11 protein-coding genes are annotated in these 12284 nt (G+C 74.1%); 4 read left to right on the forward strand and 7 right to left on the reverse strand.

Annotated features, from left to right (window positions below; translation table 11 throughout):
• The 7 genes from ABWI04_RS21630 to ABWI04_RS21660 form a co-directional block, all read right to left on the reverse strand.
• A partial coding sequence (locus ABWI04_RS21630) for a thiamine pyrophosphate-binding protein (protein ID WP_502913142.1) occupies window positions 1–1174 on the reverse strand: 1174 nt, incomplete at its 3' end.
• Window positions 1175–1190: 16 nt separating this feature from the next.
• Window positions 1191–2648: an aldehyde dehydrogenase family protein gene (locus tag ABWI04_RS21635; protein ID WP_353833576.1), complete on the reverse strand. Its 1458-nt coding sequence runs from the start codon at window positions 2646–2648 to the stop codon at window positions 1191–1193.
• Entirely contained in the window at window positions 2641–3738 is a 1098-nt protein-coding gene (locus ABWI04_RS21640) for an ABC transporter ATP-binding protein (protein WP_353833577.1), read from the reverse strand. Before ABWI04_RS21640 ends, ABWI04_RS21635 begins: the two co-directional genes overlap by 8 nt.
• 3 nt (window positions 3739–3741) lie before the next feature.
• A complete protein-coding gene (locus tag ABWI04_RS21645; RefSeq protein WP_353833578.1) occupies window positions 3742–4626 on the reverse strand; it encodes a carbohydrate ABC transporter permease in 885 nt (294 codons plus the stop codon).
• Window positions 4626–5693, reverse strand: coding sequence for a carbohydrate ABC transporter permease (locus tag ABWI04_RS21650; protein WP_345182648.1), 1068 nt, complete (start codon window positions 5691–5693; stop codon window positions 4626–4628). Before ABWI04_RS21650 ends, ABWI04_RS21645 begins: the two co-directional genes overlap by 1 nt.
• A gap of 2 nt (window positions 5694–5695) precedes the next feature.
• Complete coding sequence (locus tag ABWI04_RS21655; RefSeq protein ID WP_353833579.1) at window positions 5696–7045, reverse strand: ABC transporter substrate-binding protein; 1350 nt, start codon at window positions 7043–7045, stop codon at window positions 5696–5698.
• Window positions 7046–7080: 35 nt separating this feature from the next.
• Window positions 7081–8655 carry an N-acyl-D-amino-acid deacylase family protein gene (locus ABWI04_RS21660; protein ID WP_353833580.1) on the reverse strand — a complete coding sequence of 525 codons (1575 nt, stop codon included), beginning with the start codon at window positions 8653–8655 and terminating at the stop codon, window positions 7081–7083.
• A gap of 107 nt (window positions 8656–8762) precedes the next feature.
• Between ABWI04_RS21660 and ABWI04_RS21665 the strand changes: the two genes are divergently transcribed.
• From ABWI04_RS21665 to ABWI04_RS21680, 4 genes are read left to right on the forward strand one after another with little or no spacing between them, the layout of a single operon-like run.
• Entirely contained in the window at window positions 8763–9509 is a 747-nt protein-coding gene (locus ABWI04_RS21665) for an IclR family transcriptional regulator (RefSeq protein ID WP_353833581.1), read from the forward strand.
• Window positions 9506–10606 (forward strand): alanine racemase, encoded by a 1101-nt coding sequence (locus tag ABWI04_RS21670; RefSeq protein ID WP_353833582.1) that lies wholly within the window; start codon window positions 9506–9508, stop codon window positions 10604–10606. Before ABWI04_RS21665 ends, ABWI04_RS21670 begins: the two co-directional genes overlap by 4 nt.
• A gap of 21 nt (window positions 10607–10627) precedes the next feature.
• Window positions 10628–11566: a succinylglutamate desuccinylase/aspartoacylase family protein gene (locus ABWI04_RS21675; RefSeq protein ID WP_345182654.1), complete on the forward strand. Its 939-nt coding sequence runs from the start codon at window positions 10628–10630 to the stop codon at window positions 11564–11566.
• Window positions 11556–12281, forward strand: coding sequence for an MBL fold metallo-hydrolase (locus ABWI04_RS21680; RefSeq protein ID WP_345182655.1), 726 nt, complete (start codon window positions 11556–11558; stop codon window positions 12279–12281). Before ABWI04_RS21675 ends, ABWI04_RS21680 begins: the two co-directional genes overlap by 11 nt.
• Window positions 12282–12284: the final 3 nt, after the last annotated feature.

Here is a 12284-nt window from a genome sequence, read left to right on the forward strand (position 1 = left end):
CGATGTCGTCCGGCACGGCGGGCGGGCCCTGCGCCGCGGCGGGGCGCCGGCGCAGCCGCGCGGCGGTGTCGGCGCACAGGCGGGCGGCCGCCGATCCGTCCTCGAAACGGGCCCAGGGGGCGTCCGGGTCGGCGCCCAGGCGGGGCGCGAGCTCGGCGATCTGGTCGGCGGTGAGGAGGGACGAGTGGTTCTGCGGGTGGCCCTCGCTGGGCAGGCCGTGGCCCTTGACCGTGTAGGCGAAGATCACGGTGGGCCGGGTGTCGTCGATGGCGTCGAACGCCTCGGCCAGGGTGCCGAGGTCGTGGCCGCCGAGGTTGCGGAGGGCCGCGAGGAGGGTGGCGTCGTCGAGTTCCGCGATCAGGCGGGCGACGGGCTCACTGCCGCCGGGGAGGCGGTCGCGCAGTTCGGCGGCGTCGCAGCGCAGCAGGCGCTGGTACTCGGGGTTGGGCATCGCGTCGATGCGGGCGCGCAGGTCCGCGCCGCCGGGGCGCTCGAACAGCTCGGTCAGCAGCCGGCCGTACTTCAGCGTCAGCACCTGCCAGCCGGCGGCGGCGAACATGCCCTTCAGCCGGTGCGCGGCCAGGTACGGCACGACGCGGTCGAGGGACTGGCGGTTGAGGTCGACGATCCACACGATCTCGCCCAGGTCCGCCACGCCCGGGTCGAGGATCGCCTCCCAGACGGCGCCCTCGTCCAGTTCGGCGTCGCCGACGAGGGAGTACTGGCGTCCCGCGGGCGCCCCTTCCACGTACCGGCGGGCGACCGCGCCCCAGATCGGCGCGGTGGCGCCGATGCCCACCGATCCGGTGGAGTAGTCGACCGGGTCGGGGTCCTTGGTCCGGCTCGGGTAGCTCTGCAGGCCGCCGAACTCGCGCAGGGTCGTCAGGTACCGCTCGTCGAGCTCGCCGAGCAGGTAGTTGATCGCGTGCAGGACGGGGGACGCGTGCGGCTTGACCGAGACGCGGTCCTGCGGCCCGAGGTGGCGGAACCACAGCGCCGTCATGATCGAGGCGATCGACGCCGAGGATGCCTGGTGGCCTCCCACCTTCAGCCCGGACGGGTTGGGCCGGACGCGGTTGGCGTGGTGCACGATGGCCGTGGACAGCCACAGCACCCGCCGCTCGACCTCCTCCAGCACCCCGGAGTGCGTGGCCGCCGCCACCGGTTCGTTCATCTTCGGCTCCTTTGCCTCAGCGCCAGGGCGGGGTCAGGTCGACGGAGATCGACTGGATCTCCGTGACGGCCTCCGCGATGTAGCGGCCGCCCAGCCGGCCGTGACCGCTGTCGGTGCCCGGCGCACCGCCGAACGGCAGATGCAGCTCCCAGTAGTTGCTGGTGTCGTTGACGGTGACCTGCCCCGCGCGGAGCCGGCCGGCCACCGCCAGGGTACGGTCCAGATCGCGTCCGAAGACCGCCGAGCTGAGCCCGTACCGGCCGCGGTTCGCGGCGGCGAGGATCGCCTCGGTGTCGTCGGCGACCCGCAGCACCGGCGCCAGCGGGCCGAACGTCTCCTCGCCCATGGCCGCGGCCTCCGCGTCCAGCCCGACCAGGACGGTGGGACGCCAGAACAGGTCGGTGGGGCGGTCCGGCAGGGGGCCGCCGCCGAACGCCGCGCGGCCGCCGCGGGCCAGACCGTCGGCGACGTGCCGGGCCATCGTGTCGGCCACGGCGCGGGTGTGGACCGGCCCCATGGTGGTGCCTGCCTCGAAGGGCGATCCGACCACCTCGCGCCGGGCCTCCTCGACGAGGCGTTCTTCCAGTTCCGCCGCGATCGACCTCGCGGCGATGACGCGTCCGGCGGCCGCGCAGGACTGGCCGGAGTTGGCGAACGCGGCGGAGGCGATCGCCGGGGCCGCCCGGTCCAGATCGGCGTCGGGCAGCACCACGATCGGCCCGTTGCCGCCCAGTTCCATCACCTGGGCCTTGCCCGCGGCGAGCCGGGCGATCTCGGCGCCCGCCTTCGAGCTGCCGGTGAACCCCACGCCGTTGACGGCGGGATGCGACACCAGGCGCTGCGCCGGGCCGAGGTCGGGGCCGGTGACGAGGTTGACCAGGCCGGGCGGGACGCCGGCGTCCTCGACGCAGTCGTACAGCGCGCCCGCCACCGCCGCCGTGGAGGGGGCCGGACGCCAGACGACCGCGTTGCCGTTGGCCAGCAGGGGGCCGAGGTACTCCACGGGGATGTTCACCGGGAAGTTGAAGGGGGTCATCACGGCGAACACGCCGCGCGGCTTGCGGGTCGTGAGCACGAGCTTGGCGCCGTCGCGCGCCGGGATGGTCTCGCCGCCGAGCCGCCTGGCCTCCTCGGCGGCGAGCCGGAAGCCGTCGGCGGCCAGCCGGATCTCGGCCTCGGCCTGGTCCACCGGCTTGCCGTGTTCGAGCGACAGGAGCCTGGCCATGGCCGCGGCGCGCTCCTCCACCAGGGCCGCGACGCGGTGGCACCAGTCCGCCCGGGTGAACGCGCTCTCCTGGCGGTGCGTCTCGAACGCCTCCGCCGCGGCGGCCACCGCCGCGTCCACGTCGGACTCCGCGGCCCGGGCGACGGCGGCGAACCGCTCCCCGGTCGCCGGGCTCACCGCGTCGTAGACCGCTCCCCCGTGGGCGGCGCGGGCGCGGCCGCCGATCCGCAGGACGACGTCGTCAGGCATTCCGGACCTCCTTGGCGACGGCCGGGGCGGGCGTCCACGCGACCGCGTCGCCGCTCTCGGAGTCGAACAGATGGACCTTCCCGGGACGGACGCGCATCGACACCGGGGCACCCGCGTCGAGGTCGACGTCCGGGTCGGCGCGGGCGATGACGTCGCCGGACGGGAACGAGGCCACGACGATCGCCTCGACACCGAGCCGCTCGATCAGGCGGACGCGGCCCGCCGCGCCGGGGCCGTCCGGCTCCAGGGTGACGTCCTCCGGGCGGACGCCGAGCGTCAGGCCGTCCCTGGCCTCGCCCGTCCAGCCGATCGGCACCGTCCAGTCGCCGTGCGCGAACGACCCGCCGGCGTCCACCGCGCCCGGCACGAAGTTCATGCCGGGCGTCCCGACGAAGCCGGCGACGAACCGGTTCGCGGGCCGCCGGTAGAGGTCGAGGGGCGGGGCCTCCTGCTGCACCACTCCGCCGTCCATGACGACGACCTGGTCGGCCATGCTCATGGCCTCCCCCTGGTCGTGCGTGACGTAGACGAAGGTGCCGCCGAGCTCGCGTTGGAGTTCGCGCAGGCTGATGCGCATGTCGGCGCGGAGCTTGGCGTCGAGGTTGCTGAGCGGCTCGTCCAGCAGGAAGACGTTGGGGCGGCGGACGATCGCCCGCGCCAGCGCCACCCGCTGCTGCTGGCCTCCCGACAGCTGGCGCGGCTTGCGGTCCAGGAGCGCGCCGATGCTGAGCATGTCGGCGACCTCGGCGACCCGTGCCGCGATGTCGGCGGCGGGAAGCCTGCGCAGCTTGAGGGCGAACGAGATGTTCTCCCGCACGCTGCGGTTCGGGTAGAGCGCGTACGACTGGAACACCATCGCGACGTCGCGCTTGTGCGGCGGGACGTCCTGGACCTCCGCGCCGTCGAACAGGATCTTCCCGGAGGACACCTCCTCCAGCCCGGAGATCATGTTGAGGGTGGTGGTCTTGCCGCACCCGCTCGGGCCGAGCAGCACGGTGAAGCTGCCGTCCTCGATGGTCAGGTCGACCGAGTCGACGATCAGCGTGTCACCGAACCGCTTGGTGACCTGCCGGAGTTCGATACTGGACACGCGTCACACCTTTCCGACGCCTGAGGTCAGGCCGCGTACGAGGAACCGCTGCGAGACGAGGGCGAGCAGCATCGTGGGGAGGGCGGCCAGCAGGGTGCCGGCGGCCATGATGCCGAAGGACTGCTCGCGCACGTTGTAGAGCCCGGAGATGGCCGGCTGGATCAGCATCGCGTCCGTCCGCGAGTTCAGGACCAGCGCGAACAGGAAGTCGTTCCACGACACCATGAACGAGAAGAGCCCGACGCTGATGATCCCGGGACGGGCCAGCGGCAGCACCACGCGGGCGAAGACCTGCCAGCGGGTGCAGCCGTCGATCATCGCGGCCCGGTCCACCTCGACGGGGATCCCGTTGAAGTAGGCCCGCATCATCCACACCGAGAACGGCACCGTGAACCCGAGGTGGGCGATGACGACGCCCGCGCGGGTGTCGGTGAGGCCCAGCGAGTGGAGCATCACGTAGAAGGGCACGACGAGCGCGAACACCGGGACGAGCTGGCTGCCGAGCATCAGGCCCGGGACCGTCCGGGAGCCGGGGAACCGGAACCGGGCGAACGCGTAGCCCGCCGTACTGGCGATCACGATGTTGAGGGCGGCGACGCAGACCGCGACCACGGCGCTGTTCTGCATGCCGGGGACGATCAGGTCGCTGGGGTTGCTCGGCGGCGCGGAGCTGAACGCCGAGTGGAGGATCTGCCGGAAGCTGCCGAAGTCCATGGCGGGGATCCACCGCGGCGGGGTGCGCAGCGAGTCGGCCCGGGACGTCAGCGCCACCAGCAGCAGGAAGTAGAACGGCAGCAGCACCCATGCCAGCAGCGCCAGGACGGTTCCGGCGCGCAGCGCGCGCACCGCGACCTTCCTGGCCGTGCGCCCGCGGTCTCCGGCGGCCATCACGCGGTCCTCCCTTCGCGGTTCCTGCGGGGTCCCCGGATGACGAGCGCGGTCAGCGCGGCGAGGAGCACCATCGCCAGCGTCATCAGGTAGAAGATCGCCGCGCCCCTGCCGAGGTCGAGGTCGCGGAACGCGGTGGTGTACCCCCACCAGGACAGCAGCGTCGTCTCGGTGCCCGGCCCGCCGCCGGTGAGGATGTAGATCAGCGCGAACGCCAGGAACGCGTTGATCAGGGCGAGCACGGACACCACCAGCACGGTGTCGCGGATCCAGGGCAGGGTGACGAAGAAGAACCGCCGGACCGGCCCGGCCCCGTCGATCCGCGCGGCCTTGTGCAGGTCCTCGGGGACGGTCTGCAGCGCGCCCAGGATCAGCAGCGTCGCGAACGGCACCAGGCTCCAGACGAACGCGACCGCCATCACGGTGAGGGCCACCCGCCCGGAGGCGAACCAGGCGACGTACCTGTCGATCACGCCGGCCTGCTGGAGCGCTCCGTTCAGCGGGCCGAACGTGGAGTTGAAGATCCAGCCGAAGGTGAGCGCCAGCGTGATCTGGGACAGCGACCACGGCAGGATCAGCACGCCCCGGACCACGGACCGGCCCCGGAAGTCCTGGTTCAGGGCCAGCGCGAACACCGTGCCGAGCAGCAGGGTGCCGAGGACGACGGCGGCGGCGAACAGGACGGTGCGGGTGAGCGAGGGCAGGAAGACGGGGTCGCCGAGGACGGCGGTGTAGTTGTCGAACCCGACCCAGCGGGCCGGGGCCCGGCTGCCGAGGGTCTGCTCGTGCAGGCTGACCCAGAACGAGTACACGAGCGGGTAGCCGAGCAGCAGCAGCGTGACGAGCAGGGCCGGCATGGCCATGGCCATGCCGAACCTCGCCTCGCCCCGCCCGTAGCCCGTGCGGCCCGTCCTGCCGGACCGGCCCCCGCGTCCGGTGCGGCCGGTCGCGGCGGTGGGAGGTGGACGTTTGCTGGAACGTTCCGGCCGCCGGCGGGGCTCCGCCGGGCGCCGGTCGGACTCGGTGGTCATGTCCGCGGCGGGCTCGCTTCCTTGGGTCGGGGACACGGCTACTTCTGCGCGCCCGCGAAGTCGCTCAGCTCCTTGAGCCCCTGGTCGGAGGACTTCTTGCCGAGCACGACCTCCTGGAGCACGGCGCACGCCATGTCGGCGAACTTCGGGTACCAGGTCTTGGTGGTGACGGGCCCGAGGGGCACGGTCTTGGCGAGCTGGCCGGTCAGGGCGTCCACGTCCGCCCACTTCGCCCACGACTTGAGCACGGCCGGGTCGGAGTCCACGCTCTTGTAGCCGCTGGAGAGGCCGAGCGCGGTCGCCACCAGGTTCTTGGGAACGTGGAACGAACCGTCCTTGCCCGCGCCGCCGAGGTAGTCGATGACCGTCCCGGCGTTCTTCTCGCCCTCGGTGTTGTACGAGAGCATCCAGTACGCGCCGAAGCCGTGCGTCTCACGGGTCTTGCCGGGCATCAGCACGTTCTTGATGTCCTTCGCCGCCGAGCTCTGCTTCGGGTCCTTCCACCCGACGACCTGCGCCTGGTAGCGCATCGAGAAGCTGCTCTTGCCGCCGCCGAAGACGTTGGTCACGCCGCCGTAGTCGGTGGTGAACAGGTCCTTCGGGACCAGCCCCTCGGAGTACAGCGTCCGCCAGCGCTCCAGGGTGGCGCGCGCGACGGGGTTCCCGGCGAGGTTCGCCTTCCCGGACGGGTCGAACAGCGAGCCGCCGCCCTCGGACGCGACCTCGGCGGCGAACTGGTGCCACATGAGGAACGCGTACTTGATCCAGTACGGCGAGTACGGCGTCTGACTGATCCCCTTGGCCTTGAGCTCGCGCGCCTGCTCCAGGAACTCGTCCCAGGTCGCGGGCGCCGGCGCGTCGATCTTCTTGAGGTGGGCGGTGTTGACGGCGAACAGCTCGGCGCCCTGGAAGTAGGGCAGCGCGTAGACCTCGCCGTCCGGCCCCTTGAGGGCGTCGGCGACCCCCGGGTTCATGTTCGCGACCAGCTTGTCCAGGCCGGGCAGGTCCTTGAGGGAGCGGACCCACTGGTTCTTCGACCACGACTCCAGGTAGCCCTCGTCCGCGAACAGCACGTCGTAGGACGCGTTGCCGCCGGCGAGCTGCTGGTTGGTCACGGTGAGGTAGTCCTGCGCGACGTAGGACGTGCCGAGCTTGAGCGGGGCGTAGTTGGTGTTGAAGTAGTCCACGTACGGCTTGAACAGCGGGCCGACCGCGGCGTCGTGGTGCATCTGGAGGTCGTTCGGCGAGCCGTCGCCGCCGCCGGACCCGCAGGCCGTCAGCAGGCCCGTGCCGCCGAGCCCGGCGACGGCGCCGAGCGCCATCGTTCCGCGGAGGAAGGACCGCCTGCTGACGTGCGGGGTGGCCGGGGACGCGTTGCTGGGTGCCATGGTCTGCTCCGTTCCAATCGGTGCGTGGGGGACGGTCATGGCGCGCGCAGGACCTTGCCTGGGCGCCGACCGGTGGGGCGGGAGTTCTCGATGGCGGGTTCGCCGTTCACGAAGACCCAGCGCATGAGGTCGGGATAGGCGCGCTCCGGTGCCGGAGCCGCGCCCTCCCCCGTCCCCCGGCCGCTCTCGTAGGCGGCGGCGCGTCCGGGGTCGGCGACGGCGATGTCGGCGAACGCGCCGGGACGCAGGGTGCCGCGCCCGTCCAGGCGGAGCCGCCGGGCGGGCGCGGTGGCCAGGTGCCGGACCGCCCGGTCGAGCGGCGTCCGCCCGAGGAGCGCGGGGACCAGCACCTCGGTGGTGCTCGCGAGGTTGCGGGGGTGCTCGTGCCGCGCCTGCCCGGCCGTCATCAGCCAGCCGTCGCTGCCGTGCATGGCGGCGGGGTGCGCGGAGACGCGGGCGAGGTCGTCCCGGGAGGCGGCCGGGACGATCATGGTGAGGCTCTCGCCCTCGGCCAGGATCAGCTCCAGCAGCACCTCCACGGGGGCGCGGCCGAGCCCGGCGGCGTAGTCCGGCAGCGCCCGCCCGGACGCGTCCGGGCGGTCCCGGGAGCGGCCGATGATGATCTCGTCGGGCCGGAACTGCGCCGCGCCGTCCAGGTGGCGCAGCAGGCGGAGCCGTTCGGCGCCCTCCCCCGCCCGCGTGCGCAGCAGCGGCCAGCCGCCGTCCAGCGAGCCGGGCGGCAGCAGGCTGGAGACCCCCGTGCTGCCGGAGGTGTAGGGGTAGTAGTCGACGGCGACCTCGACGGCGCCGCGGGCGTTGGCCTCGTCGACCATCGCGAGCGTCTGCTCCGTCCGCCCCCAGTTGGCCTTGCCGAGCGCCTTGTGGTGGGAGATCTGCAGGTCGACGCCCGCCCGCTCGGCGGTCGAGATCGCCTCGGCCACGGACGCGACCAGGCCGTCCCGCTCGTCCCGCAGGTGGGTGGCGTAGAAGCGGCCCGACCCGCGCAGCGGCGCGATGACCCGCCGCAGCTCGTCGGCGGCGGCGAACCGCCCGGGCGTGTAGACCAGGCCGCTGGAGACGCCGAACGCCCCCTGGTCGAGGCCGTCGGCGACGAGGCGGCGCATCGCGGCGACGGCCTCGTCCGACGGCGGCCGGGGGTCGGAGCCCGCGACGTGCTCGCGGACGGCGCCGAGGCCGACGAGCGGGGCGACGTTGACCGCCGTCCCGAGCGACTCCAGGTGGGCGGCGTAGGCGTCGAGATCCGGGAAGCCCGGGTCCAGCCGGGAGCTGAAGAAGGAGCCGAAGCCCCTGCTGGTCCGGGGCAGCGGGAACGGGGAGAAGCCGCAGTTCCCGGTGACGTCGGTGGTGACGCCCTGGTGCAGGCGCGCCGGGGCGCCGGGGTCGTGCTGGAGCGTGAAGTCGCTGTGCGTGTGCATGTCGACGAAGCCCGGCAGGACGACCAGCCCGGAGGCGTCGATCACCGTCGCGCCGGCCGGCGGCGCGATCCGCGCCGCCAGCGCCGTCACCCGCTCGCCCTCGATGAGCAGGTCGAGCACCGCGTCGGTCCCGGTGCCCGGGTCGACGACGCGCCCCCCTCGGATGATCTTCACCACTGTCCTCTGCGTTCCATTCTGTGGTTTGGCATTCCACGTGATGGGATGTTGTGGCAACCTAATCTCGCTGCCAGTCCCCGGTCAAGGCATTCCTGGAGGCGTTCGTGGTGCAAGTGGTCGATCGCGTCGGTGCTCTGCTCGCCGCGTTCAGTCAGGAGGAACCCGTCCTCGGCCTGGCCGAATGCGCCGAGCGGGCGGGGCTGAGCAAGAGTTCGGCGCACCGCCTGCTGAGCGGGCTCGCCGAGATCGGCATGCTGGAGCGCGACCCCGACGGCAACTGGCAGATCGGGGAGCTGCCGCTCCGGCTGGCCGCGATCCGGCTCTCCCACCGGAACATGCGCCGGGACGCCATGGCGGCGCTGGCCCCGCTCGGCCGCCGGTTCGACGCCGCGACCGCGTTCTCGGTCCCCAACGGCGACGAGATGGTCTACGTCGAACGCACCGACAGCAGCATCCCGTTCGCCCCGAGCGCCCGGCTCGGCAGCACCGCCCCGATCTGGGAGGGCGCCGCCGGGCGGGCCGTGCTGGCCCGGCTCGACGCCGCCCGGTGGCGGGAGCTGTGCGCCGGCCCCCGGTGGTCGGCGCTGCCGGACGAGGTCCGCGCCAGGATCGCCGACGACGTCGAGCAGTCCGCGACGCGCGGTTACTCGGTGGACCGGGGCGAGTTCTTCGACGGCATCGCCGGCGTCGCGTCGGCGCTCGGCCGGCAGGGCGAGCCGGTGGCCGCGCTCAGCCTGATCGTCTCGGTCGAGCGGATGTCGCCCGAGCTGGAACGCGAGATGGGACGCGCCGTGGCCGAACTGGCACGCGAGATCACCGGCAAGGCCACGCTGCCGGAGGTGCCCCGGTGACCGGCGGCGACGGCTGGGCCGCGCTCTGCGCCGGGGACGGGCCGCCGACGCCCTTCCTGGCGCTGCGCCACTCCCGGCTCATGGCCAACATCCGCGAGATGGCCGACCGGGTCACGGGCCGCGGCGGGCACTCCACACCCCACCTCAAGACCCACAAGTGCCTGGAGATCGCGCGGGCCCAGGTCGCGGCGGGGGCCGCCCGGGCGACCGTGGCGACCGTCGCCGAGGCCGCGCTGGCCTTCGACGCGGGCTTCCCGTCCGTGCTCGTCGCGTACCCGCCCGTCCCGGGCGAGCGCGTCCGCGCCCTCACCGCGCTCACCGGGCGCGGCCGGGTCGCCGTCACCTGCTCGCGCCCCGAGCACGTCGCCGCGCTCGCCGCGACCGGCGCGGAGTTCGACGTCTACTGGGAGGTCGACTCCGGGACGCGCCGGCTCGGCACCGACCCCGGCCCGCCCACCGCCGAGTCCGTCGCGGCCGCGCCGTTCGGCGGGCGGGTCCGGCTCCGCGGCCTGATGACGTTCGCCGGGCACGCCTACGGCGCCACCGACGCCGCCGGGCTGGCCGCGGTCCGCGACCAGCAGGACGAGGCGCTGGAGAGCACGGGCGCGGCGCTGGCCGGACGCAGGATCGAGGCCCCGGTCCACAGCGTCGGCGTCACCCCGCTGGCCCGGCTGGAGTCCGGCCGCGCGCACGAGTACCGGTACGGCAACTACGTCTTCTACGACGCCACCCAGGTCGCGCTCGGCGGCCCGGACGCGGCCGAGTGCGCGCTCGCCGTGATCAGCACGGTGGTGGACGTCCCGGCGCCGGACCGGCTGGTCCTGGACGCGGGGGCCAAGAGCCTGCCCGCCGAGCGGATGACCGCGCTGACACCGGGCTTCGGCCTGGTGGACGGCCATCCGGGCATCGTCGTCGAGAAGCTCTACGAGGAGCACGGGCTCGCCGGATCGGCGGAACCGCACGGCCTGGCGCCGGGCGACCGCGTCGCGGTGATCCCCAACCACGCCTGCACCGCGGCGAACCTGTTCGGCCGGTACGAGGTGCACGACGGGACGTCCTTCGCGGACACCTGGCCCATCCAGGCGCGCAGGCGCTGACCGGACGAAGGGACGCACACGATGACAGCGGTGACAGGGCGCCTCCGGGCCGGCCCGGACCTCGAACTGGAGACCGTCCGGTTCGGTGACGGCGGCGGCCCCGCGGTGACCGTGCTCGGCGGGGTGCACGGCGACGAGCTGGAAGGCGTCCTCGCGGCGTACCGCGTCGCGGACCTGCTCGCCGCGGCGCCGGTCCGCGGGACGGTGACGGTGCTGCCCCGCGCCAACCCGCCCGCCCTCGCGGCGGGCACCCGGCACGGCGACGGCGGCGCCAACCTCGCGCGGCTCTTCCCCGGCGACCCCGGCGGCGGGCTCAGCGAGCGCATCGCCCACACGATCGCCGCCGCGCTCATCGACCCGTGCGACCTGCTGATCGACCTGCACTCCGCCGGGCGCCGCTACCGGATGCCCCCGATGTGCGGGTTCGGCGCGAACAGGACGCTCGGGGGCCGGCCGCTGCTGGACGCCGCCCGCGCGACGCCCTTCCCCTACCTGTGGGCGCACGCGTCGGTCGCGCCGGGCCGGTCCGTCAGCCGCGCCGACGCCCTCGGCAAGCCCTGGGCCTACTTCGAGAGCGGCGGGGGCGGCGCTCTCCGCGAGGCCGACATCGACCGGTACGCGCAGGGGGTGCTGCGCCTCCTGGAGGTCGCGGGCGCGGTCGAGCCCGTCTCCCTCGCCGGCCCGCCGCCCGGACGGCAGGTCGTCGTGACGGGCGGGGACGGCAACACCGACACCGGCGTGCTGTTCGGCGCCGCGGGGGCCTTCGTCTCCTCCGTCGCCGCCGGGGACGCCGTGGACGCGGGCCAGACGATCGGCGCCGTGTACGACGACGGCGGGCGGCGGGTGGAGGAGGTGCGGGCCGACGCGTCCGGCGTCGTCATGATGCTGCGCCACGACCTGCGGGCCGCGCCCGGCGAGGTCGCCGCGATCATCGCCGGGGAGGACGGCCGTGCGGCTTGACGCGGCCGTCGACCTGGTCGGCGGCGGACGGCTCGGCCCGGGGCTCAGCAACGCCTACGACGGCAACGTCTACCTGCTGCGCGGCGACGACGGGGCCTGGCTGGCCGACACGGGAAGCGGGCTCGACCAGCGGGTGCTGCTCGCGCGCGTCGAGGAGGCCCGCGGAGAGCTTCCGCTGCGCGGCGCGGTGGTCACGCACGCGCACGCCGACCACGCGGGCGGCGCCGCCGGGCTCGCCGCGCTGGGCGCCACGATCGTTGCCGGCGCGCTGACGGCGAAGCTGGTCCGCGACGCCGACCCCGGGCCACTGGGCCTCACCGCCGCGCTGCGCGCCGGGATCTACCCGGCCGGCTACCGGTTCGCGTCCTGCCCCGGCGTGCTGACGCCCGCCGAGGCCGGCCTGGAGCAGGGCCCGCTCCGGGCCCTGCCCACGCCGGGGCACAGCGCCGACCACACGGCCTGGCTGTTCACCGCGGGCGGCACGACGTACGCCTGCACCGGCGACCTTCTCTTCAGCCGCGGCCGGATCGTGCTGCCGGGCGCCGCGGACGCCGACGTCCAGGCGCTGCGGCGGTCCCTCGAACGGCTCCGCGACGCGCGACCCGACGTCCTGCTGCCCGGCCACGGCACACCGGTCATGTCGGACGCGACCTGGCACATCGAGCAGGCCCTGTCCGCCTTCGAACTGGGCCGGCTGCCCGGCTCCTTCCACTGACCC

The organism is Actinomadura sp. NPDC000929 (assembly GCF_040492065.1).
Taxonomy (GTDB): domain Bacteria; phylum Actinomycetota; class Actinomycetes; order Streptosporangiales; family Streptosporangiaceae; genus Spirillospora; species Spirillospora verrucosospora.

What these genes read in the sequence shown, in the direction of transcription:
- ABWI04_RS21635 (WP_353833576.1), bottom strand. Translation starts at nt 2,648, where the DNA reads ATGCCTGACGACGTCGTCCTGCGGATCGGCGGCCGCGCCCGCGCCGCC.
- ABWI04_RS21645 (WP_353833578.1), bottom strand. Translation starts at nt 4,626, where the DNA reads ATGGCCGCCGGAGACCGCGGGCGCACGGCCAGGAAGGTCGCGGTGCGC.
- ABWI04_RS21655 (WP_353833579.1), bottom strand. Translation starts at nt 7,045, where the DNA reads ATGGCACCCAGCAACGCGTCCCCGGCCACCCCGCACGTCAGCAGGCGG.
- ABWI04_RS21675 (WP_345182654.1), top strand. Translation starts at nt 10,628, where the DNA reads ATGACAGCGGTGACAGGGCGCCTCCGGGCCGGCCCGGACCTCGAACTG.